The organism is Mycobacterium sp. NGS59, assembly GCF_059812345.1.
On record NZ_JCALCN010000013.1, the window covers coordinates 17971 to 42621 of the forward strand.

The 24651-nt window shown below is 66.5% G+C and carries 12 protein-coding genes; 6 read left to right on the forward strand and 6 right to left on the reverse strand.

Going from position 1 to position 24651, the window contains the following annotated elements; translation table 11 throughout:
- Positions 1-118: 118 nt before the first annotated feature.
- Genes AC5Y46_RS15685 through AC5Y46_RS15700 form a run of 4 tightly spaced genes read right to left on the reverse strand, consistent with a single transcriptional unit; the run spans position 119 to position 14069 of the window.
- Positions 119-3553 carry a non-ribosomal peptide synthetase gene (locus AC5Y46_RS15685; RefSeq protein ID WP_499945235.1) on the reverse strand — a complete coding sequence of 1145 codons (3435 nt, stop codon included), beginning with the start codon at positions 3551-3553 and terminating at the stop codon, positions 119-121.
- Entirely contained in the window at positions 3546-8081 is a 4536-nt protein-coding gene (locus AC5Y46_RS15690; RefSeq protein ID WP_499945234.1) for an amino acid adenylation domain-containing protein, read from the reverse strand. The genes AC5Y46_RS15685 and AC5Y46_RS15690 overlap by 8 nt, the downstream gene beginning before the upstream one ends.
- Before the next feature lie 7 nt (positions 8082-8088).
- Positions 8089-13104, reverse strand: coding sequence for an amino acid adenylation domain-containing protein (locus AC5Y46_RS15695; protein WP_499945233.1), 5016 nt, complete (start codon positions 13102-13104; stop codon positions 8089-8091).
- Between the two features lie 14 nt (positions 13105-13118).
- Entirely contained in the window at positions 13119-14069 is a 951-nt protein-coding gene (locus AC5Y46_RS15700; protein WP_499945232.1) for a methionyl-tRNA formyltransferase, read from the reverse strand.
- A 219-nt stretch (positions 14070-14288) separates the two neighbouring features.
- Here AC5Y46_RS15700 and AC5Y46_RS15705 point away from each other — a divergent pair, with 219 nt between their 5' ends.
- The 3 genes from AC5Y46_RS15705 to nbtC are packed head-to-tail and all read left to right on the forward strand — an operon-like array spanning position 14289 to position 19419.
- Positions 14289-15071 (forward strand): thioesterase II family protein, encoded by a 783-nt coding sequence (locus AC5Y46_RS15705; protein ID WP_499945229.1) that lies wholly within the window; start codon positions 14289-14291, stop codon positions 15069-15071.
- On the forward strand, positions 15068-16369 hold the full coding sequence (locus AC5Y46_RS15710) for a beta-ketoacyl [acyl carrier protein] synthase domain-containing protein (protein WP_499945226.1): 1302 nt from the start codon (positions 15068-15070) through the stop codon (positions 16367-16369). Before AC5Y46_RS15705 ends, AC5Y46_RS15710 begins: the two co-directional genes overlap by 4 nt.
- The gene (gene nbtC, locus AC5Y46_RS15715) at positions 16366-19419 is read left to right on the forward strand and encodes a nocobactin polyketide synthase NbtC (protein ID WP_499992091.1); all 3054 of its coding nucleotides are present in this window, start codon (positions 16366-16368) and stop codon (positions 19417-19419) included. Before AC5Y46_RS15710 ends, nbtC begins: the two co-directional genes overlap by 4 nt.
- A 24-nt stretch (positions 19420-19443) precedes the next feature.
- On the opposite strand, the gene AC5Y46_RS15720 is transcribed toward nbtC, so the two are convergent.
- The gene (locus tag AC5Y46_RS15720) at positions 19444-19659 is read right to left on the reverse strand and encodes an MbtH family protein (RefSeq protein ID WP_499945284.1); all 216 of its coding nucleotides are present in this window, start codon (positions 19657-19659) and stop codon (positions 19444-19446) included.
- Positions 19640-20938 carry an NADPH-dependent L-lysine N(6)-monooxygenase MbtG gene (gene mbtG, locus AC5Y46_RS15725; RefSeq protein WP_499945222.1) on the reverse strand — a complete coding sequence of 433 codons (1299 nt, stop codon included), beginning with the start codon at positions 20936-20938 and terminating at the stop codon, positions 19640-19642. The genes AC5Y46_RS15720 and mbtG overlap by 20 nt, the downstream gene beginning before the upstream one ends.
- Positions 20939-21109: 171 nt before the next feature.
- On the opposite strand from mbtG, the gene AC5Y46_RS15730 reads away from it, so the two are divergent.
- The 3 genes from AC5Y46_RS15730 to AC5Y46_RS15740 are packed head-to-tail and all read left to right on the forward strand — an operon-like array spanning position 21110 to position 24645.
- The gene (locus tag AC5Y46_RS15730; RefSeq protein ID WP_499945220.1) at positions 21110-22753 is read left to right on the forward strand and encodes a (2,3-dihydroxybenzoyl)adenylate synthase; all 1644 of its coding nucleotides are present in this window, start codon (positions 21110-21112) and stop codon (positions 22751-22753) included.
- Between the two features lie 57 nt (positions 22754-22810).
- Positions 22811-23788 (forward strand): alpha/beta hydrolase, encoded by a 978-nt coding sequence (locus AC5Y46_RS15735; protein ID WP_499945219.1) that lies wholly within the window; start codon positions 22811-22813, stop codon positions 23786-23788.
- On the forward strand, positions 23788-24645 hold the full coding sequence (locus AC5Y46_RS15740; protein WP_499945217.1) for an SDR family NAD(P)-dependent oxidoreductase: 858 nt from the start codon (positions 23788-23790) through the stop codon (positions 24643-24645). Before AC5Y46_RS15735 ends, AC5Y46_RS15740 begins: the two co-directional genes overlap by 1 nt.
- Positions 24646-24651 lie beyond the last annotated feature (6 nt).

Below are 24651 nucleotides of genomic sequence, written 5' to 3' on the forward strand. Positions count from 1 at the left end.
TGCGTTACAGGCTAGTGCGCGACAACGCCGAGCGGCTGTGCGCCAGCTGTGTAGCGGACATGAATAGCTGTGCCCGGTGCCACGCGTGGTCTAACCACAACGTGTGCAAGCCCACCCGTCATCCCTGAGCCAGGATCTCCTCGTCGCTCAATGCCGCCACCTCCAGATAGTGCCCCGCGATCACGGCGAGCCGCTGCGGTGTCCCGCGCTGCGCCTCGCGGTGTTCCAGTCGGTCGGCGAGACCGGCGACGGTGCGGGTGGCGAACAGGTCGCTCACCACCGCATGATCGACATCCAGCCACTCGCGTACCCGGGCGATCACTGTGGTGGCCAGCACTGAGTCGCCGCCCTGCGCGAAGAAGTCGGCGTGCACTCCGATCCGTTCCACACCGAGTACTTCGGCGACGATCTCGGCCAAAGCGGTGTCCAGGTCGTGGCGCGGAGCGCTGTCGAGGGCACCCGGCGCGGCCGCCGGCTCCAGCAGTGCCACCACCGCGCGCCGGTCCAGTTTTCCGTTGGAGGTCAACGGGATTCGCTCCAGGAACACGACTCGGGTCGGCACCATGTAACCGGGCAACAGCTCGGCGACGGCCGACGTGACAGCCTCGGTGTCGACGGGGTCGCCGGCGACGGCGGCCACCAGCTTCGGGGCACTGGCGCCGACGACGGCGGCAACCGCGTGGCGCACGCCGGGCACGGTGCGCAGCGCGCTTTCGACCTCCCCGAGTTCGACCCGGTACCCCCGGATCTGCACCTGGTGGTCGGCACGTCCCAGGAACTCGATGGTGCCGTCGGGCCAGTACCTGGCCAGATCCCCCGTCTTGTACCAGCGCAGCCCGTCGTGGTCGACGAAGCGTTGCGCGGTACGTTCCGGGTCGTTGCGGTAACCGGCCGCGACGTTGGCCCCGCCGACCCAGAATTCGCCCGGCACCCAGTCCAGGCAGTCGCGGCCGGACGGGGAAACCACCCGGCAGCGCACGTTGCGCAATGGGACACCGAACGGCACAGTCGTCCAGTGCGCGGGGGGTTCGCCTACCACCTCGCAGATGGTGTTGTGAATGGCGGTCTCGGTCGCCCCACCCAGGCCGGAGAATCGGCAGCCCGGCACCTGACGGGCCAGCCGGCGAGCCAGGTCGGCCCCCACCCAGTCACCGCCGAGGGTGACCGCGCGCAAGGAGTCGCCCAGCCGGTCGCCGCCGAGCTCAAGGATCATGTCGAGCATGCTCGGCACACAGTTGAGGATCGAAACACGGTGCTGGCGAAGCAGTTCCACCCAGCTGGTGGCCGCTGCCTTCTGCTGTGCATCGACGGCGACCACCGATCCACCCACCGAGAACATGCCGAAGATGTCGTACACGGAGGCGTCGAATTCGAGCGCGGACAGCGCGAGCACCCGGTCGGCGCTGCCGACGTCGAACCAGTCGTTGACCGCGTCGATGGTGTTCATCGCCGCGCTGTGCGGGACGTCGACCCCCTTGGGCAGGCCTGTGGAGCCGGAGGTGAAGATCACGTACGCGATCTCGTCGGTGCCGCCGAACACCGGCGCCGGCAACGGTTCTGGATGACTGCGTGCGGCGTCGATGGACAACGCGCCGTCCGTTGTGATCATGGCGGCGACGTCGGCGGTCTGCAGGATCTTGGCGCGACGCGCGGCCGGCTGGTCGAATCCGATCGGCACATACGTCGCGCCTGCCGCGAGGACCCCGAGCACCGCCAGGATTTGATCCCGGCCTTTGGGTAGCTGCACGCCCACCGCGTCGCCGGGTCGCACGCCGTGCGCTGCCAGCGCCCCGGCCACCGCGAGCGCGTACCGGGCAAGTTCGCCGTAGGTCAAACTGCCTTCACCGCTGTCGAGGCCCCAGACCACGGCCTGGGCATCGGGTTTCGCCGCGGCATGCTCGAAGAAACCTTGGTGCAGGCACCGTCCGCTGACCGGACCGTCGGTCGCGTTGACCGCGGCACGTACCGTCGCCTGCGCACACGGCAGGCGGACCGCCGCCTCTGCCTCCCAGCCCGCGTCTCCCTCGGCGAGGCGCTCCACGGCCCCGGTGAACCTGCGGAACATCGCGTCCACCAAACCCGGTGGGAACGCCGACTCCCGCACATCCCAATTGATCAGCAAACCGCCTCGCAACTCGGTGATCTGGGCGTCGAGCAACACCTGTGGCCCCTGGGAAATGATCCAGACCGGCTCACCGAAAGTCTGAATCACGGTGTCGGCGAACAGTTCACCGAGATCGAGCGCGCTGGTGAAGACGACGGGCGCGAGTACCGGCTCACCGCGGTGCCTTCCCAGATCTCTGAGCACCTCCAGACCGGAATAGCCGGAGTGCGAACCGCTTTCGTACATCCGGCGCTGAATGTCGCGGGCCCGTTCAGCCACCGACACATTGTCGCTGACGTCCACCTCCAGCATGATCGAGGAGGTGAAGTCGCCGACCACCCGGTCGATGTCCGGATGCACCGGTTCACGTTGGAACAAAGGCACATTGAGCAGGAACCGGTCCTGGGCCGACCAGCCGCCGATGGTGTTGGCGAACACCGCCGCGAGCGCGTTGGCCGGGGTGACGCCGCGCGCGTGGGCGCCGGCCACCAGCCGGTCCTTGGCTGCCGGCGCCAGCCAGTGGTCGTAGCGCACGGTGCGGTCGTCACCCTTTGTGGCGGTGGGCAGTTCGGGCGCGCCGGGCAACTCGGCGAGCCGCTGCTGCCACCACTGCCGATCCTGTTCGCGCGCCGCGGTGTCGGTGCGACGTTCGGTGCGGTAGCGCCGGTAGCTGTAGCCGGGCGGGGGCAACGTTGCGCCCCGGTACAACTCGGCCAGATCCGCCACCAGAATCCGGTAGCTCATCGCGTCACCGGCCAGCATGTCGATGTCGAGGTGCAGCCGGCTCCGGTCACCGTCGCGCAGCGTCAGGGTCACGTCGAGGACTTGGCCGTCTTCGATGGCCAGGCGCTGATGTGTTTTGGTGTCACGCAGTCGGGTCAGCTCAGCTTCCGCGCTTCCGGTGTCTTGTCCGCGCAGATCCACCAGCGTGAAGACCTGTCGGCCCGGCGCGGGCATCACCTGCTGGGTCCCGTCCGGCAGAAATCGGGTGCGCAGCATCGGGTGGGTCCCCACCAGATCGGTCACGGCCCGCTCAAGACGGCCGGGATCTATTGCACCGCCGTCGAATTCGACGTAGAGGTGGGCCGCGACGCCGCCCAACTCCTGTTCGTCGGAGCGGCCTACCCAGTACGCATGCTGCATGGTGGCCAGTGGGAACGGTTCCTCTTCCGCGGCAGCGACCGACGGGGACTCGGCCGGCTGTGTCGGGAGATGGATCTCGTCGTCGGCGAGCAGGTCGTACCACGAGTCGACGGTCGGGCTGGCGGCGAGTTGCGCGAAGGTGATGTCGGCACCGCGTTTGCGCCAACCGCCCGCCAGCGCCATCATCCGGATGGAGTTCAGCCCAAGCTGGATCAAGTCGTCGTGGTCCGCGACCTCGGCTGCGGAACAGCCCAGTTGGGACGCGATCGTCGCCCTGATCTCGTCGCGGCTGAACAATTCAGGCATCGCTGCTATCCAATCCGGCTGTCAGCGCGGCGATTGCGCGCAACCAGAAGCCGGTCAGGCGCTCGATGTCGGACGGCGTGAACAGCACGTCGCTCCAGCGCCAGTTGCTGATGAGTTGGGTGCCGTCAAGTGTCTTCGCGACGAACGCACTGATGTTCAGCGCGAAACGCAGCGGCAGGTCGGGTTCGGGAGCGTCGGGCAGCGCCTGGATGTACGGTCCGGTGAGCAGTGACCACGGTTCGTCGCTGGTGCCGCCGAGATCGAGCCGACCCAGATAGCTGAACTGGATCTGCGGTTCGGCAGCTTGCTGTAATTCCGGAAGACGGTCGACGTAGTGCAGCAGGCCGTAATCCATACCGTCGTTGGGGACCTCACCGAGGTGGGCGACCACCGACTCGACCAGGGCAAGCGCCGCCGCCGGATCCCGCTCGGCCCGTTCGACATCGACCGCTGCCCCGCCCGCCCCGAACCGCGCCGGGAAGGCGGTGGTGAACCACCCGACGGTGTTGGTGGTGTCGGTGTCGAGCACGGCATCGGCGCGTCCGTGCCCCTCCAGCGCGACGAGCGTGCCCGCTTCCGGGTCCTGGTCACGAGACCGACGCCAGCTGGCGATCGTCATCGTCGTTGCGGCCAGCAGGAATTCGCGTACGCCTTCGTCTCTGGTGAGGGTGGCCAGCACCCGTGCCGTGACGTCGACCGGGCTGACCACCTGGGCGACCCGCAGGGTGGACCAGGTATCCTGGGTCGGGTCGGGATGCCGCATCCCCAGCGGCTCGTCGGGACGGCAGACCTGCGCCATCCAATAATCCCGCTGACCCTGCACCTCCGGTTCGGCGGTACGCTGCCACATCAATTCGCACCAACGCCGGTATGAAGTGAACTCCGGCAACATCTTCGGCGCCGCACCCGCGCTGACGCACCGCCACGCCTCGGCGAGGTCACCGAGGATGATGTGCCAAGAGACGACGTCGACGGTGAGGTGGTGCGCGGCCAGCAGCAGCGCGTCTCCCTGCTGGGCGCCGCTGAACCACGCGGCACGCACCATCGCCCCAGTCGGCGGATCCATCTCGTCCATCACCCGCGGCGCGGAATCCGCTATGGCCGCGACCAACTCGTCGTCGGCGGCACCGGCGAGTTCGACCCGGGTGAGGATGTCGGTGGCCTGGACCGCGCCGGGCTCCCGCGTGACCAGACGTGGACCGTCCGGGGTGGCGGTCAGGATCGACCGCAACGTGTCGTGCCCGTCGAGCATCAACTGCAGCATCGACTCCAGCGAGGTGCGGTCGATCCCTTCGGGGAGTCGCAGCAGCACGGTGTGGGTGAAGCGCCGGAAATTCCCGTGCTCGTACACCCACGACACCATCGGCAGCGGCAGCACTTCGCCGTATTCCGCGGTCCCGGCGGACAGATCGGAATCGACCGCCGCGTCGATCGCGGCGGCGAGCTCCCGAATCGTCGGAGCCGCGAACACCATTCGCGGGCTCAGCGACAGGCCACGCCGTCGGGCCTTGTGCGCCAACGAGATCGCCACAATACTGTCCAGACCGAAGGTGAAGAAGTCGTCGTCGATGTGCGGCACCGAGCCGTTGAACTGCTCACCGAAGAGTTCACACAGGGTGCGTTCGGTGTCGGTCGAAGCCGAAGCGGGCCCACTCGGGCGCGCCAGCGCGGCTTCCGCCAGCCCGTCCAGCGCGTGGCCGTCCAACTTGCCGTTGGCGTTGACCGGAAGCTGCGGCAACGCGACGATCTTGGCTGGAACCATGTACGACGGCAACTGATCGGTCAGCGTCGCCCGCAGCCGGGCTGGGTCGCCGTCCTGATTCTGTTGCCAGACAACGAATCCCACCAGAGTGGTCCCGCTGTCGCGGCGCAGCACGGACACCGCGGCGTCGTGCACTTCGGCGTGGTTGCGGAGCGCGGCCTCGATCTCGCCGATCTCCACCCGGTAGCCGCGGATCTTGACCTGGGTGTCGCCGCGTCCCAGATATGCGTATCCGCCGTGTGGCAGTCGGCGCACCAGGTCACCGGTGCGGTACATGCGGGCGCCCGGACGGAACGGGTCCGCCACGAAGCGGGACGCGGTCATCGCGGCGCGGTCGATGTAGCCTCGGGCCAACTGCGCCCCGGACAAATAGAGTTCGCCCACCACACCATCGGGCACCATCCGCAACGCCGAATCCAGAACGTAGCCGAACGTGCCCGTGTTCGGCGTGCCGATGGTCGGCGACGGGTAGTCGTTGACGGCGGCTACTACGGCTTCGACGGTCATTTCCGTTGGCCCGTAACAGTTGTAGACCGGGATCGGCAGTTCGCGCAGGCGGCTCCACTGCGCGCTGTCGATGGCCTCACCGCCCAGCGCCAAGACCGCGAGGCCGTTGTCGAGCAGACCCGCCGCGCTGAGTTGGGTGAACATCGACGGGGTGGTGTCGATCATGTCCACCTGATACCCGGCCATGCCCTTGACAAGCCGGTCGGCGTCGCGCATTTCGTCGGCGTCGAACAGGTGCAGCGCGTGACCGTCGAGCAGGCCGACCATCGGCTGCCAGGACGCGTCGAAGCTGAACGACCAGGCGTGCGCGATCCGCAGCGGGCGTCCCAGTCGGCTGACCGCCGGTGCGTACACGCGTTCGCGGTGGTCGGCGAAATAGCCGAGGATCGCCGCGTTGGTGCCGATCACGCCTTTGGGTTCGCCGGTGGATCCGGAGGTGAAGATGACGTAGGCGCACTGTTGCGGATGACGCCGCACCGCCGGGGTGACTGGCGGGTGTGCCGAAATCCGTTCGCCGACAGCCGCATCGTCCATCACCAGCGTCGGCACGGTGGAGCTGACCGGTCCGGCGTGACCCGATTCGGTGATTGCGAGAACGGGATCGGCCTGGCGCAGGATCGACTCGATGCGCGCCTCGGGCAACGTGACATCGACGGGCAGATAGGCGGCGCCGGCGCCCAGCACACCGAGGATGGCGACAACAAACCGCGACGAGCGGGGCAGCACCAGCGCCACCACCGTTTCCGGGCCGACCCCGCGGAGAGCCAGTTCCGAAGCCAACCTCGTTGCCTGCGTGTGTAATTCGGCATACGTGTAGCGCTCACCGGCGCTGGTGGTCAGGGCGACGGCTTCGGGTGTGGTGCGTGCCTGTCGCTCGAAGACCTCCCAGACCGTGTCGCCGGAAACGGCGGGGCTGGCGCTGGCGATGTCGGCGAACGCCGCGCGCTCGTCCGCGGTGAGCACATCCAGCGCTTCCGGTGTCTCGTCGACGATCTCGGGCAGTTGCAGCAGGACGTGGACCAGTCGCTCACAGATCTCGGTGGCGGGCAGATGCGGCAGCGCCGCCCGGATCGCCTCGACGACCACCACCAGTTCGTCGCCGGCCATGTGCGAGACGACGGTAAGCGGGTAGTGCGTCAGGCTGTCCATCTCGACGGGACTGAAGCTGGCGCCGTCGGGTGTGGTGACCGTGCGGATCGAGTCCTCGATCGGCGCGTTCTCGAACACGAAGAGGCTGTCGAACATGGCCCCTTGGCCGTGCGCGCGTTGCAGTTCCGACAGGCTGAGGTAGCCGATCTCGCGCATCGCCGAGGATTCACGTTGCAGCCGTGCGCATTGCTCGACGATCGGAGTTGCGCCACTGATCTGGTGCACGACCGGCATGGTGTTGATGAACAACCCCACCATGCTTTCCACTCCGGTCAGGTTTTCCGGCCGCCCGGACACGACGGTGCCGAACACCAGGTCGCGCCGGTCGGTGAGCCGGCTGAGCACCACGGCCCAGGCGAACAGCACGGCGGTGTTCAGGGTCAGGCCGTTGCGCCCGGCCCAGGCCCGCAGTCGCGCGGTGTCGGCGGCCGACAGCAGCGATTTCGTCTGCTCCGGCACCGAACCCCGGATGTCGACGGCGCCGTCGGCCACCATCAGCGGCCCCGACACCGCCCCCAGGTACTCGGTCCACCTGGTCAGCGCCTCCGCGGTGTCCTGCTTTGTCAGCCAGGCGATGTAGTCGCGATACGGACGTGGTGTCGGCAGCCCGTCGGCCGATCCCCCGGCCCGGTAGATCGCGAGCATCTCGGTGAAGAACACCGCCAGCGCCCACCCGTCCATCAGGATGTGGTGCGCGGTGAAGATCATCCGGCGCCTGGTCTCGCCCGGTACCGAGATCAGAACGACCCGCAGCGCGGGGCCGCGGCTCAAGTCGAACGGCCGGTGCCGCTCGGAGCGGGCGATCGCGTCGAATTCGGTTGGCGTTGCGGTGCGTTCGGTCCACGGCAGCTCGGCGTGCGAGGGCACGATCTGCACCGGCTTGGGCACATCCTGGTCCCAGAACGCGGCCCGCAGATTCGGGTGCCGCTGCAACATCACCGCGCCGCTGCGGCGCAGCAGGTCGAGATCGACCGGCCCGTCGATGTCGACCCGCAACTGCATGGTGTAGAGGTCGACGCTGTCCTCGGCCATCCGGTACAGCGCGAAGAGCCCTTCCTGCAGTGGACTGAGCGCGAGGACGTCCTCGATGCGGGGCGGCGCCGTGGTCACTGTGGCCTCACGAGCGGCTCTCCCACGACGCGGTCAGCGCCGCCAATGCATCGGCGTCCAGTCCCGAGGCGCTCATCGGCGCGGCGGCCGGCTCCGAATCCGGCTGGGCCGCAGGCTGTTCGCCGGCGGCATCGACGGCCGCGGCCAGTTCGGTGATGGTCAGGTATTCGAACACCATGGCCGGGGTCAACGCCAGCCCTTGTGCATTGGCGCGGGCGGCCAGCTGAACGGAGATGATGCTGTCCCCGCCGATCGCGAAGAAATTGTCCTCCCGATCGACGTCGGTGATGTCCAGCAGTTCCTCGAGGAGGGCGATGATGGCGTGCTCGGTCTCCGGTGAGCCGTCTGCCACGGGGTGGGTCTTCTGCTCGCGCGGCGCGGTCGGCGGTTCGAGCAACTTCGCCAAATCCGCTGCGGGCAGCAATTCCACCGTCGAAACGGGCGCATCCGGCGTCGTCGCGAACGCCTCGAGTGCGGCGCTGAAAGCCTCGGCGATGAGCGCAACGGTCGCAGGCCGATAGAGGTCGGCGTTGGCGACCACGCGGACGTCGAGTTCCGCATCCGGTGTGACGTTCACCGCGACGTTCAGGTCCAGCAGCGAGATTTCGAAGTCCATGGGCACCGGAACTACCGTCGTATCGCCGGATCCGGTCAGGTCGCGCGGCATCAGCGCCCAGTCCTCGCCCCGGAAGTGGATCGAGTTCTGGAACAAGGGGTGGTTGCGCGATGGCGAGCGCGGCGGATTGAGCGCCTCGACGAGCCGCTCGATCGGGAGTTCCTGGTGCACCAACGCTTCCAGCACCGCGCTGCGGCTGCGCCCCACCACGGCGGACAGTGTGGGGTCGTCGGACAGGTCGATCCGCAACACCACCACGTTGGCGCACGGGCCGCTGAGCTCCGTGAGAGTGACGTCGCCACGGGCAGCGATTGGGCTGCCGATCACAATGTCCGTGCCACCACCGAGCTTGTGCAGTAACACCGCCAAAACGGCTTGATAGAGCATGAATTCGGTGGCCCCGCAACGTTCAGCGACCCGGGCCAGAGCAGCCCGGCGGTCCGCGGACACCCTGAAGTTCACCACTTCCCCGCGCCTCCCGAGCACCAGTGGACGGGTGTGGTCGGGCACGACCGAGATGTCCAGCGGCAGATCCGCGAGCGCGGTTTGCCAGTAGTCCAGCTGCGCCTGCGCCCAGCCGGCCGGCGCATCGAAGGTGTTTCGTTGCCACACCGCGTAATCCGCGAACTGCAGGGGCTCGGTGGCCCAGACCGGCGCCCTGCCTTCCACCCGCGCACGGTAGGCGTGAAGCAAATCCTCGAAGGCGATGCCGAGCGAGACATGGTCAGTGGCGAGGTGATGGACCAGCAACACCAGCAGTTGCGACTCGGCACCCAGCGTCAGCAATGTGGGCCTGATCAACGGTTCGGTTTCCAGATTGAACACGTAGCGGCGCAGTTCTGCGATCGTGTCGTCGACCCGGTCGGTGGTGGTGTCGATGACCGGCAGGTCCAGTCTCAGTTCCGGACGCACGCGCTGATACGGAACGCCTTCGTGGTCAACGACATTGGTGCGCAACGATTCATGGCGAGCCACCACGTCGTTGAGCGCGTCACGAAGGACGGCACGGTCCAGCGGACCGTTGAACCGAAGTGTCAGCGCCATGTTGAAGACGTCGTTCGCGCCGCGCATGCGGTACTGAAACCACATGGCCAGCTGGGAATACGACAGGGGAGGATACTCCGGTCGAGCCGTGCCGCCTATCGGCGTGCGACCAGAGTGGTGCTCGCCGCCCGGCGCGCCCAGAGTCGTCTCCTGGCCCAGCACGGCGCGCAACTGCCCTGCCACACGCGCCGCCAAACCGGCCGGCGTCGGGGAGTCGAACACCGCTCGTACGGTGAGCTCCACGCCGAACTCAGCACGGATCTGTGCCACCAGCCGTGCCGCGAGCAGCGAGTGGCCACCTAGTCCGAAGAACGAGTCGTCCGCGCCGACCCGCTCCCACCCGAACAGTCCGGCGAAGATCGAGCAGATCCGGCGCTCGGCCGCTGTTGCCGGCTCTCGGTAGCCGCGCACCGCCACCGGGGTGGGTGCGGGTAGCGCGCGCTTGTCCAGCTTGCCGCTGACGGTCAGCGGAATCTCCGGGATCACCGCGAATGCGGCGGGCACCATGTATTCCGGCAACTGTGCCGCGGCGTGGCCGCGGATCTCGTCCACATCGATTCCGGCACCGATGTTTCCGTCGTCACCGAACGCGGGCACCAGGTAAGCCGCGAGCATCGGCCCGGCATCGGTGTCCGTCGCGATCACCAAGCAGTGCCGGACCGACGGATGCGTCGAAATCACCGACTCGACCTCGCCGAGTTCGATGCGGAAGCCGCGCACCTTGACCTGTTCATCGGCGCGTCCGATGAACTCCAGTGCACCGGAAATGTTGCGGCGAACCAGATCTCCCGTCCGATACAAACGCATACCGGGGTTGAACGGATCGGCGACAAAACGCTGCGCGGTCAAGCCGGGGCGCCTCAGATACCCGCGCGCCAACTGCACACCGCCGAGATAGAGTTCGCCGATCACCTCCGCGGGCACCGGCTGCAATTGTTCGTCGAGAACGTAGGCGTAGACGTTGCGGTTCGGCACGCCGATCGGCACCACCCGCGCGCCATATGCCTCTTCGACCTCGAAATGCGTCGCAGAGACGACAGCCTCGGTCGGACCGTAGTGATTACGCAACGTGGCGCTGAAATAGTCGGCGAACTTGTCGACGATTTCACCGCGCAGCGCCTCGCCGCCTACCGGTACGTGCCGCAACTGGCGCCACTCTTTAACCTGCGGCAGCAGCAGCAGGGTGCTGAGCATGGACGGCACCATGTGCAGCACGGTGACGCGATGGCGGCTGATCAGATCCGCCACGTACGGAATGTCACCGAACGCATCCGGCTTCGGCACGATCAGCTGTGCACCGAGCGACAAGGTGACGAAGATATCCAGTAGCGACGCATCGAAACTCACCGACGACGACTGCAGCAGCCGGTCTTCGGCGGTCATGCCCCACTCGGCGCCGAAACTCTGCACGTGCTCGGCGATCGCGCGGTGCGAAACAGCCACACCCTTGGGCTTGCCGGTGGAGCCCGACGTGTAGATCACGTACGCGAGGTGCTCCGGATGCAACGCATCCAACCGGTCCGCGTCAGTTATCGCCCCGTCTGACAACTGTGCCGCTTCGTGTTCGGCGATTTGCACTTCATGGTGTGCGATGACCCGCTGCGGGAGCGCGTCGCTGACGAGGTATTCGATGCGTTCGTCGGGATAGGCCGGATCGATCGGCAGATACGCCGCGCCCGACTTGAGCACGGCAAGCATGGCGACAAGGAATTCGATCGACGTGTTCATCCGCAGGCCGACGAGATCGTCGACACCGATCCCCTGACCAATGAGCCAGCGCGCCAACCGATTCGCACGACTGTGCAGTTCGGCGTAGGTCAGTTGCGCTTCGTCGGAAACAAGCGCGACCGCGTCGGGGGTGTTCGCCGCCGCAGCTTCGAGCACCGCAACCATCGTGGTGGCTGGAGCCGCGACGAGTTCGCCGTGGGATTGTGCCAGTACGACTTCCCGCTCTCCGGGGCGAAGCATGTCCAGGGCTGCGAGCGGCGTGCCGGGCGCAGCCAGCGCGTTGTCCAGCAGCTGCAGGTAATGCGCCAGCATTTGTTCGACTAGCGCGCCGCTCAATACGTCGGTCTGAAACTCGAACTCGGCCATCGGGCGGCCGGGGTCGAGTACTACCGCCAGCGCAAGTGGCAGATGCGCCGTGACCGCGCCGAGCTCGAGTTGTCGCACCGTGACACCGTCCAGGCCAAACCCGCTCGCGGGCTTGCGAACGCTGAAGCCCAGGCGGACGAGCTGGTCCATCCCGTCGTGCCCCATCCGCTCCGGGTTGACTTCCCGGACAACGCGGTCGATCCCGACGGACTGATGAGCAAAGCCGTCAAGGCAGGTTTCACGCACCGCGTCGAGGAAGGAGGCGAAGGTGTCGTTTGGTCGGGCCGTGATTCTCAGCAACAAGGTGTTACCGAAGTACCCGAGAGCCGCTTGGGCTGCGGCGCTGCGGTTGGTGATCGGCACCGAGACCAGGAAGTCGTCGGCGCCGGTGTAGCGGCGCACCAGCGAACCGTAGGCCGCGAGCAGCACCATGAACGGCGACGCGGAGCGTGCGCGGGCGAATTCCTCGACGCGGCCGAACAATTCAGAAGACAGTGGCCGCGTCCGACGCTGCGCCAGCCGGGACGGATTGGCGGTGGCAAACCCGGGCAACTCCAGCGGCTCCGGCGACGGACGCAACACCTCCGCCCAGTAACTGACGTCGCCGATCGACGGTTCCGGCGCGGCTTCAAGCACTTCGACCGCGACGAACTGAGGCGGATCGGTCGGGATGTCACCGCCGTTGTAGGCCGCACTGATGTCGGTGAAGAAAACTTCCCACGAGTCGTCATCCCAGCAGATGTGGTGCACGACCAACAGCAGTACGAATTCCGCTGCGCGGGTGCGAATCAGGTGTATCCGCAGCGGTATATCCGTAGTGAGGTCGAAGGTCCTGCCGAACAGATCACCGGCAGCGGCGGCCACGCATTGCGACCTCCGCTGCTCATCGAGGTCGGTGAAATCACTGCTTTGCCAGGTGATTTCGACGTGGTCCTGAATGATCTGATAAGGGTCGCCTTCGGAGTCCACACCGTAGTTGGTACGCAAGATGGAATGCTTTGCGACGACGGCGTTGAACGCTGCGCGCAGACGTTCCTCATCCACCTTGCCCGTCAATTGATAGGAAACGCAGATGTTCAGCGTGGAGTCGTCGGCGTCCATGGTCTGCAGGAACCACATCCGGCGCTGGCCCGGTGACAGCGGATAGCGCCGTCCGGTGTGTACGCGCCGCCTTTCGGTGAATTGATCTGCCGCCAAGCCACTTTCGGCGATGCGCCTACGCAACAGTTCCCGACGGCGTTCCTGCAAAGTCTTGGCATCGTCTGCCATGGCTTATTTCACTCCTAGGATCGCTTTTCGCCGGTCACTGCCAGGTAGCCGCCGGGCAGGAAGAACTTGTCCCCAGCGTGTTCGGTCCCGTCTGTGGCACGGACCCGTGTGATCACCAGCGCACGGTTGCGGCCGCGGTAGGCATCCGGCCCGCATACCACGGCGCCGCCCCCTTCCTGCACGATGACCCGCCCCGGCGTGCCACCGTAACGAGCCTCCGACACCGTCGCCTCGATCACTTCGACGCGTTCGCCGCGGTAGAACGCGAAGGCCCGCGGATACGGATCCGACAGCGCGCGCACGAACCGCTCGAGGTCTTCGGCCGGCCAGTTCCAGTCGATCAGGCTGTCGCGCTCGGAGCGCTTGTGAAAGTACGTCCTCTCAGCCTTGTTCTGCGGCCGGAATTGCGCAGTCCCGGTTTCCAGGGCGTGCAGCGCATCCCGCAGTGCACCCGGGATCAGCTCCATGCCCCGCAGGACCAACTCGGTGCCGGTGTCAGTCGGTCCGATGGGCAGCGAACGCTGGATGAGGATGTCCCCGGTGTCGAGGTTCTCGTCCATGCGGTGCGCGGTCAAACCGAACTCGGATTCACCACTGATCAACGCCCACAGCACCGGCGAGAACCCGGTGAACTTCGGCAGCAGCGAGTCGTGCAGGTTCAGCGTGCCGTGCGGCGGCAGGGTGTACAGCTCGGGCGGCATCCAGCTGTACCAACTGTTGACGACGATCACGTCGGGTTCGGCGTGTTTGACCAGTTCGATGGTGTGGGCGTCCACCTTCTCGGCGATGTGCACAGCGATACCGTGATCCCGGGCGAGATCCTCGACCGACGCCGACCAGATGGCCTTGTAGGACTGCTCGCTGGTCGGATGCGTGACGGCCAGCACGACCTCGTGATCCAGGTCGATCAGCGCCTGCAAGGTGCGTTGGCCCCACGTCTGAAAGCCGAAAAACACCACGCGCATGTGGGCGAACCTTTCCTGGTTTCCGTCGGCGGGTCGGCGTTTCCCGGCTGTGCCCGAGACAAGGGCGACCCAAGACAATTATGTTAGCCTTCGCTAAGTTGCAAGACTCATGCGGCCGGTTGATGGCTCTCGCGGCTACCGCGGCTGGCGCTGCGGAACCGGGCCAACCTGCCGATCGCCTCGCGCAACCACACACCGAGTCACGAAAGGTAGTAGTGCATGCCGCGCAACTTGGGGTGGACCAGGCAATTTCATCGCGCGGATTCACCCGACAATCCACTACTGCTGGTCTTTCCCCACGCCGGAGCCGGCGCGTCGGCGTATCGCGCATTCTCCAAGGCGCTCAGCCCGAACTTCACGGTCGTCGTCTTCCAGTACCCCGGCCGTCAGGATCGGGCCGCCGAAGCCCTGCTGCGTTCCATCCCCGAGATCGCGGCCGGGGCATTCGACGGGTTCCTCGGCTCGGAACACAATTGCGGGGCGCCGGTCATCACCTTCGGCCACAGTCTCGGTGCGATGGTGTCGTTCGAATTCGTCCGCCTCGCCGAAGCGCACGGCATCGACGTACGCCAAGTCACCATCTCCGCCGCGGTGGCCCCCTGCTACGCCGAGTCCAAGCCGGAACACCCGAAGACCGACGAGGAAATCCTGCGACACGTCGCGATGCTCGAAGGCACCGATTCCGCGGTCTACGCCAACAGCGACCTGATGAGGCTGGCGCTGCCGGTCATCAAGGCCGACTACGAAGCATTCGACGCATACCGCTGCTCCGAGGATGTGAAGATATCGGCGCCCGTGCACGCGCTCGGCGGCGACCAAGACCCGATCGTCCAACTCGGCGACCTATACGGCTGGGGCAAGCACACGCAAACCGTTCAGGTGACACTGTTCGACGGCGGGCACTTCTACCTCAACGACCACATCGACGAAATCGCCGAGTTGCTGACGTCGGCCGCGCAACTCGATGTCGGAGCGCACCGGATGCGCCAGGGCACGTCGTGACCACCGACCCCGTCGTCATCTCGGGAATGGCGGTCGAACTGCCCGGGGGGATCGACACTCCGGCCCTGTTGTGGACGGCACTGGCCGAGTCGCGCGAACTACTCGGTCCATTCCCCCGCGACCGCGGCTGGAGCATCGACGAACTGTTGTCGTTATCCGATATGGACGGTTGGGGCAGGGTTTGCGATTCGGGCGGATTCCTGTCCGGTGCAACGCAATTCGATGCTCCCTTCTTCGGCATCACCCATCGCGAGGCGGCGGTGATGCATCCCCAGCAGCGGGTGGCGATGCGAGTGGCCTGGCGGGCGCTGGAGAACTCCGGCGTCAATCCCGGTTCGCTGGCAGGCGAATTCGGTGGCTGCTATGTCGGAATGTCGATGACGGAATACGGCCCGCGTACCACGACCATCGACGCCTACACCGGACTACGAACGGTCGCCATGGGGCAATTGGGCGGTGCCGCGCGTATCTCGCACTCACTCGGGCTGACCGGGCCGTCGATCAGTGTCGACACGGCGTGTGCGTCGTCGTTGACCGCGGTGCAGATGGCCAGCAATGCAATAGCGATGGACGAGTGCGAATGGGCGTTGGCGGGAGCCGCGTGTGTGCTGGGAGAACCGACCGGGTTTTATGAATTCGCGAAGCTCAATGCTCTCTCCGACGACGGACACTGCCGCTCCTATGCCGACGACGCCACCGGCACGGTCTGGGGTGAAGGCGCGGGAATGGTTCTCCTGGAACGGGAATCGCGGGCCCGCCAGCTGGGACACCGCATCTATGGGCGGGTCCTGGCCGTGCGTACCAACCACAACGGCAAGGGCAAGCCGATCCTGGTGCCCCGGGTGCGTGCGCAAGCACAGGTCGTCCAGAAGACGATCGACGCCGCCGGCATCGATCCGGCCGACGTCGAAATGATCGAGGGTCACGGCACCGGGACGCGTGCGGGCGATCCGGCGGAATTGCTTGCGTTGTTCCAGACTTACGGTGCGGCCGGAAGCGAAGCGTTACTGGGTTCCATCAAGTCCAACGCCGGGCACGCGCAGGCCGCGGCGGGAATACTGGGCTTGATCAAATTGCTACTCGCTGGGCAGCATCGGCACATTCCGCCAACCCTGTTCGCGGACAACCCGACTACGAAACTGCCGTGGGACATGTCCGGTATCCGGCTGGCTACCAAATTGCACCCGTGGGACCCGAAGGACGGTGTCCGCTACGGCGCCGTCTCGTCGTTCGGCGCCGGCGGCGCGAACGCGCACGCAATCATCGCCATGCCGGAGATTCTCGAGGGACAGCAGTGACCATCTCCCGTTACCGGCTCCCCGACGGCACCATCCCCGTCCTGCTGAGCGCCGAGGCAGCTGCACTACTGCGGGCCGAGGCCGCCGCCGTACTCCGTTACACGGCAACACATCCGGAGACCGATGCGCAGGCGATCGCCGGTATGCTCTTTCGCACGCGGAGCGCACGCAAACACCGCGCCCTGCTGATGGTGACCGATCGCGACGAGTTACTCGACGCGCTGCGGGCCGTCGGTGACGGCGTGACGCACCCCGCCGTGGTTCGGTCTGATTCGGCTGCCACATCACGCCGTGTCGGTCACGTCTTCCCGGGCCAGGGTAGCCAGCGGCCCGGGATGGGACGGCTCTTCTACGAAGCGTTCGCAGCCTACCGGGCCGAGGTGGACCGCTGTTCGGACGCATTCGGGATCCTGACCGGCGAATCTCCCCTGGACTACCTTCTCCACGAGGACTTTCCGGCCCAGGACAACGCCCGAACCGTCCAGCCTGCGTTGTTCACCCAGATGGTCGGGTTGGCCGCGGTGTGGAAGTCCTTGGGCCTCGGGCCCGTGGTCACCATCGGGCACAGTCAGGGCGAGCTGGCCGCGGCCTATGTGGCGGGCTCGATCACGCTGTCAGATGCGGTCCGCACGATTGCCCTACGTGCCGGCGCCGCAGACGAATTCGTCTCCGCCGACTACGCGATGGCCGTGATCGCCGCGGACCGTGACTCCTGCGAAGGCGCACTGGCTCGCTGTACGGGCTGGGCGGAGTTGTCGGTAGTGAATTCGCCCAACATGGTCGGAATCTCCGGCGACCGACAGACCGTCCAGAGCGTCGTAGACACGTTCACCAGCCGGGACGTCTTCGCAAAGGTGATCCGCGTCCAATTCCCCGCACACACCAGCATGATCAACCAGTTGCGCGACACGATGCTGGGGATTGCGCAAGACCTGGACAACACTCATTTCGCCGACTCGGAGATCGACTGCGTCGGAGGGACTCTGGGCGCCGCCATCACCTCAGACGTGCCGGTGGACCGGTACTGGTTCTGGAATCTGCGCAACACCGTCCGCTTCGACAAGGCCATCGCGACCGCGCTGCAGCTTGGCGTCGACACCTTCGTCGAGCTGGCCGAGCATCCGACGCTGCAACTGGCGATCCAAGAGAACTTGGACGATTCGACCGGCGATGCCGACGCTCATCCGGCGATGGTGATCGGCACCTCCGACCGCACCGCAACCGACCTCTACCAATTCACCCGCAACCTCGCCCAGCTTGCGGTGCATGATCTGGACTACTCCTGGGACAGCCTGCGCACCGAATGCGACGGCCCCACCCCGCTGCCGCTCCTCGATTTTCCGAACACCGTGTTGGACGAGACCAAGCTATGGGTGCCCTACGCGGGCGGCCCGGCCCAATCCGCCACGGCCACAACGGTGGTCCCGACGGCCCCGACATCTACTGCACCGCCACGTCTGCTCGCCGAGCAGTGGATCCGCTTGTCGCAGCGCTCGCTGCTGCCGCCCCGGTCCATCGGCATCATCGACCACACCGGGGACTGTGGCGAGCTGGCCGACGCGCTCAGCGCCGCAGCCTCCAACATCGGCGGCGCGGCTAGGATCATCGATGGCGAAAACAGCTACGAAGGGCCGGCATTCGACACTTATGTCGTTCTGATGCCGCGGTCCGCGCGGTCGGACGACTCGGCCGCGGCGGCGGCCGTCGCCGGCTTCTTCGCGGACCGGTCGTGGTGGCGTGGGGTCGACGGGATCTCCGACTACTGGCTGGTGACGGTCGGGGGTGAAGCGGTGGTCGCCGACGATACCCCTCCGGATCTGGTGCACGCGGCGCTGATCTCGGGTTTCCGCTGCGTCGGCTCGGAGCATCCGGGCGTGAACTTCCGCAATCTCGATCTACCCGTCGGATTCACGCCACTGGAAGCCGCGGCCACTGTGGTCTCGGCGCTGCACACCGCGGGAGAATCGGCGCTCGCGCTTCGCGGCGGCAGCCTGTATGCGAAGCGGGCCGTCGAAATCACTGCTGCCACTGCGGGTTCGGCCATCCCCGAGCATGTGCTCATCATCGGCGGCACGGGAAATCTCGGGCTGGAGTTCTGTGCACACTTCGCCCGCGGTGGCGTGCGGCGAATCACCCTGGTCAACCGGTCGGGAGAGACCGCCGCCGTCGCCAACCGGCTGCGCCACATCCGTGCTGCGACCAGCACACACATCGAGGTCAGTCGGTGCGACGTCGGCGATCACACTGCGGTCGCGCAGCTGGCCGAGCAGAACCGTGACACCCCAGCGGATTTGATCATTCATGCTGCGGTGCAGTACACGGGTATGGAACTGGCCCAGATCACCACAGCGCAGGCCGACGTTGCCCTGCGGGCCAAAGTCCTCGGCATCTCGCGAGTACTGGACGCAATTCCCCGCACCGGTAGCTGCCGGGTCTTGTTGTGCTCATCGGTCGCCGCGACAGTGGGCGGCCGCGGCCTGATCGTCTACGCAGCCTCGAACCGCATGCTCGACGCGATGGCGCACCGACTCCGCGCCGAAGGCGTGGACTGCGCGTCGGTGCAATGGGGTCAGTGGCAGGTCGAAGCGAACCCCGACGACCCCGGCCTATCGAAGCTGGCCTTCACCGGGCTGTTGCCGATGTCGAGCGACGCTGGCCTGGCGCTGGGAATGGCTCCACTTGGCCAGAACGCCATCGTGGCAGCATTCGACCTCGATCGAGCCCGCTCGGTGCTGGACACGTGTGGTCAGCGCGCACTCCTATCGCAATTGAGCGACGCCCAGATCACCGCCCCCGCCCCCGATCCCCAACCGCGCACGGAGACAACCGCGTTGTCACAACGCTTGGTCGACCTGCTTGCGGTTGCCATCGGGGCTGACGACGCCGACAAGATCGACACCACTATCCCGATGGTTGCGATCGGCCTGGATTCGTTGCAGGCACTCGAATTACGGCGTCGCGTCAAGCTCGAGTTCGACCACGACGTGGCGGTATCGGATCTGCTCGGCGGAGCGTCCATCGCCGACCTGCTGGCCAAGCTGGACGCCTGACCTTTTCCGGCATCCGGTCTGCAGTTACTTCGCGGCCATCGCCTCGCGCAGGCTCCTGGGCCGCATATCCGTCCAATTCTGTTCCACGTAGGCAAGACAATTCGTCCGACTATCCTCGCCGAACACCACCCGCCACCCGGCCGGCAGCGCGGTGAACGCAGGCCAGAGGCTGTGCTGATCCTCGTCGTTGACCAGCACGTAGAAGGTGCCGTTGTCGTCGTCAAACGGATTGGTATTCATCACTTCTTCCATGCTGCAGATCGGGTTGCGCCCCGGTGGCGCGCAGGTCAGCGCCCAGGATCCGGTCCGAAAGGAGCCCGAGGCAGCTCAAGTTGGGGAATCCCGGCCCGACGTTCAGGCCGGACAGATTGGGCAGGAACAGTTTCGGAGTGATCCCGGCGACGGAGAGATCATCTTCGATCGACTCCTCGATGCGGTCGCCGGTCAGCGGACCAGGCAAGCTCAGCTCGAGCAGCTCGACGGCGCTCTGGTCCAACAGCGGCAGAAACCATAGTGCGTCGGCGCCAGATCCGTCGATCACCAATTCGAAACTGTGCAAGGTTTCCTGCTGTTCGCCGCCGCGATCGGTAGACAGCGTGATCCAGATCCGATCGTCGCGGTCGACTGCCCGGGCGACGCGGCCACGCAAATGCCTGATCCGTTCATCGGCGAGCAGCGACTCCTGGACCCGCGCGGAGAATACGCCGCGGTCGGTTCGGGCAATGCAGTTGCGACGCTCGGCCAGACTCAGGCTGCACCAGCCCGCGGGATCGGAGAACAGCGAATTCTCGAAGAAACCCTCGCCGCGGGTAAACAGGGTGGCCTGCGGGGAGATCGCCGTGATCGCCGAAACACGGTGGTGGAAAAGCTCATTGAGGATCGAGGCGGCGGTCTCGCCGCCACCGATGACCGCGACGCTGTCGGCGACGATGCGGTCGTGCTGCCCGGCCCGGGCCCAGAACTGCGCGATCGACAAGACCCGCGGGTCGCCGGACAGGATGGACCGCTCCGGCTGACCGGGCCCGGTCATCATCAACGAATCGGCCGACACCGTGGCATCGGGCGTGTCGACCACCCATCGGGAATCCTTGATCGCGATCCTGCGCACCTCACCCTGAACGACTTTTAGACCCGCCACCTCGGCAACCCAGCGCAGGTAACGGGCCCAGGTGTCGTGCGCCGGCGCCGGGCGGCCGCGGTCGATCCAGCCCACGAATTGGTCGGTGGCGACCAGATACGACTGCCAACTGAATCGCATCATCTGCTCGTCGATTTCCGAATCGCGGCCCTGCACCAGAGCAGACCGGTACGGGAACCCGACGTCCTTCTCCGGACTGGTGCCCAACCGTTGCCGCCCGTCCGTCCAACCCCCGCCGGGCAGCCAGTTAGCGGCGACCTCAGTGCGTTCGACGGCGACGACTTCCGGTGTGTCTACGCCCATTTCGCGCAGCACCGCGGCTTTGGCCGCCACCGCTACCGCCTTGGCGCCAGCTCCGACGATCGCCAGCGTTGCGCTCATCGGGCACCGTCGCCGCACCACGGAGTCGGGGGCTGATGCCGGTCCGCCGGTTTACCGGCGAAAGACGCGCCGCCCACGACCCACCCCCGTCTTAGCTCAGGCTGTCCTAACTTTTGTGTACGCTACCCTATATTCGAAGGACTGACACGCTCACCCCGAGGGAGCTGCCGAGTGCCTGTCCGTTCGTCACACCCGTCCGAAACAACCACCGTGGACGGATTCACCCCTTTTCCCGGAGACCGGGCCAGTGCGTATCGGGGCGCCGGCTACTGGACGGACCGTACGGTGGACGGGCTGCTTCGGCAGTCCGCGACGACGTGGCCCGACCACGTCGCCGTCGTCGACGCGAACGGTCGCCATACCTACGCTGAGCTGGATCGATTTGCCGACCGCGCCGCCGCGGGACTGGCCGCGCTCGGGATCGGGCCCGGCGACCGGATGCTGCTCGCGTTGCCCAACTCGTGCCGGTTCGCGGTGGCGTTCTTCGGCCTGTTGCGCGCCGGCGCCGTCCCGGTGATGTGCCTGCCGGGGCACCGGTTGGCCGAACTGGGCCACTTCGCCGAAGTCAGCGGAGCGGTCGGACTGATCGTCGCCGCGACGGCGGGGGGCTTCGACTACCGCCCGATGGCCGAACAACTCGTCGCGGCGCACGCCGGGCTCCGTCACGTCGTCGTGGACGGCGATCCCGGCCCGTTCCTGTCCTGGACGGAGCTGCCCGACGGCCCCGTACCGGAGATCACGGTCGATACCGCGGCGCCGGCGTTGCTGCTGGTCTCCGGCGGCACCACCGGCACGCCGAAACTGATCCCCCGCACTCACAACGATTACGTCTACAACGCGACCGCGAGCGCCGAACTCTGCCACCTGTCCGACGACGACGTCTATCTCGCGATACTCCCGGCGGCACACAACTTCCCGTTGGCCTGTCCCGGCCTTCTGGGTGCCGTGAGTGTCGGCGCCACAACGGTTTTCGGCGCCGACGCCAGTCCCGAAGCGGCGTTCGACACGATCGAGCGGCACCATGTCACCGTCACCGCCCTGGTGCCGGCATTGGCCAAATTGTGGGCGCAGGCCTGTGATTGGGAGCCGGTGACCCCGAAATCGTTGCGGCTGTTGCAAGTCGGTGGCTCCAAGCTCGAAGCCGAGGACGCCGCGCAGGTGCGTGCGGCGCTGACACCGGGTCTGCAGCAGGTGTTCGGGATGGCCGAGGGGTTGCTGAACTTCACCCGGTTGGACGATCCGCCGGAGGTGCTCGAGCACACCCAGGGGCGGCCACTGAGTCCGGGCGACGAACTGCGCATCGTCGATGCAGACGGGGCGCCCGTGGCGCCGGGCCGGGAGGGCGAGCTGCTGGCGCGCGGGCCCTACACGCTGAACGGTTACTTCCGTGCCGCGCGGGACAACGAGCGCTGCTTTGATCCCGACGGCTTCTACCGCAGCGGCGATTTGGTCCGATTGCGCGACGACGGCAACCTGGTGGTCACCGGGCGCGTGAAGGACGTCATCTGCCGGGCCGGCGAGACCATTTCCGCTCAGGATCTCGAGGAGCACCTGTTGCACCACCCGTCGATCTGGTCGGTCGCGGCGGTGCCGCTACCAGACCCCAGCGTCGGTGAAAAGATCTGCGCCGCAGTGGTTTTCGCTGGCGCACCGGCAACCATCGCGGAGTTGAACGGCTATCTGGACCAGCGCGGCGTGGCGGCCCATGTCCGACTCGACCAGTTGGTCGCGTTGCCGTCACTGCCCACCACCCCGATCGGCAAGATCGACAAGAAGGCGATCATCGCTTCCCTCGGCGGGGCACAGCCGGGCTGAACGGCTCGACAAAACCTGCCATTGACGAATGTCACCATTTGTTGTTGACTCCGTTGCATGGACGACGACGTTCCGGCGCGCGGCTCACTGCGCTCGCGCAGTGCCATCGCTTTCAGCACCCTGATGCTGCGGCCTGTCACTGCGCTGCTGCCACCCGAACGCGCCTGGGGCATCTGGGCGTCGCGGCAGATCATCGCCGGGCTGATGAACGCCCTCGGTCCATCGCTGGCCGGCACCCACGTCGAATACGTGGATACCGTGCTGCCCGATGGGCGCAGGCTCAAGGGTGAATGGGTATACGGCGCCAACACTGCGCGCGTCTGCACCGATGCGATCTACTACGTACACGGCAGCGGCTACGCGATGTGTTCACCCCGGACCCACCGCAGGCTGACGTCTTGGCTTTCGTCACTGACCGGGCTGCCGGTGTTCTGCGTCGACTACCGGCTGGCACCGCGCCACCGCTTCCCCACCGCCGCCGACGACGTCCGGACCGGCTGGGACTATCTGCAAGAGCGTTTCGACCCGGAACGCATTGTGGTCGCCGGGGATTCGGCGGGCGGGCACCTTTCGGTGGACCTACTGCTGCAGACTGGAGTTGCTGCTGACCCGCCCGCCGCCATGGTGTTGTTCTCCCCGCTGATCGACCTCACCTTCGAGCTGTGTCTCGCGCGTGAACTGCAGCGCCCGGATCCGGCCATCCGGGCGGCCGCCGCGGCAAAGCTGGTGGCGCTGTATCACACCGGGGTAGATCCCGGCCACGAGCGCTTGCGGCTCGACGTCGTCAACGGACCGTCGCTGCCCCCGACTCTGATCCAGGCGGGCGGCGCCGAGATGTTAGAAGGCGATGCGCGGCAGCTGGCCGCCGACATCCGGGCCGCCGGTGGCAGCTGCGAACTGCAGATCTGGCCCGACCAGATGCACGTCTTCCAGGCGCTGCCCCGCATGTCCCCCGAAGCTCCCAAAGCGATGGCCCACGTCAGCCGGTTCATCGCGGACTCACTGCGCACGATCACTGCGACGGAGGCGGTTTGATGTTCGGTCCGTTGGACAAATTGCTGAACAAGAAGTCCGCCAGCCACGACGCTCTGGCGGTGGTGACCGGCGCCGGCAGCGGCATCGGCGCCGCCTTCGCGGTCGAACTCGCCCGCCGTGGCGGCGCGGTGGTATGCAGCGACATCGACGAAGCGGCCGCCCAACGCACGGTGGACGCGCTCACCGAGCTGGGCGCCAAGGCGGTGGCGGTGCGCTGCGACGTGTCGAACTACGACGAGGTAGCCGCCCTGGCGCAGGAGGCTCAAGCCTGGTTCGGGGCACCACCCACCCTGGTGATCAACAACGCCGGCGTCGGTGCGGGTGGCACGCTCATCGGCGAAGTGCCGCTGGAAGATTGGACATGGGTACTCGGTATCAACCTGTGGGGGCCGATACACGGCTGCCAGGTGTTCACCCCGATCCTGCGCGAGGCAGATCCGTCCCGAGCGCCTCGCGGCATCATCAACGTCGCGTCGGCGGCGGCGTTCGGCGCCGCTCCCGGCATGGCCGCCTACAACGTCAGCAAGGCCGGCGTACTATCCCTGTCGGAAACACTGGCGGCCGAATTGTCCGGCACCGCAGTCAAAGTCACCGTGCTGTGCCCGACATTCGTCAAGACCAACATCGTCGGTTCCGGACGCATCAACGACGAGACCAGCGAGTTCGCCGCCAAGCTGATGAGCTGGACCGGATACACCGCGGAGAAGGTGGCGCGGATCTGTCTGGACGCCCACGACCGCGGCGACCTCTACTGCATGCCGCAGCTGGAGGCCAAGATCGGTTGGAACATCAAACGTTTGGCGCCGGGCGCATATACGCGCGCGGTTGGTCTGATCTCACGGGTTGCCAGTATCTGAATCACC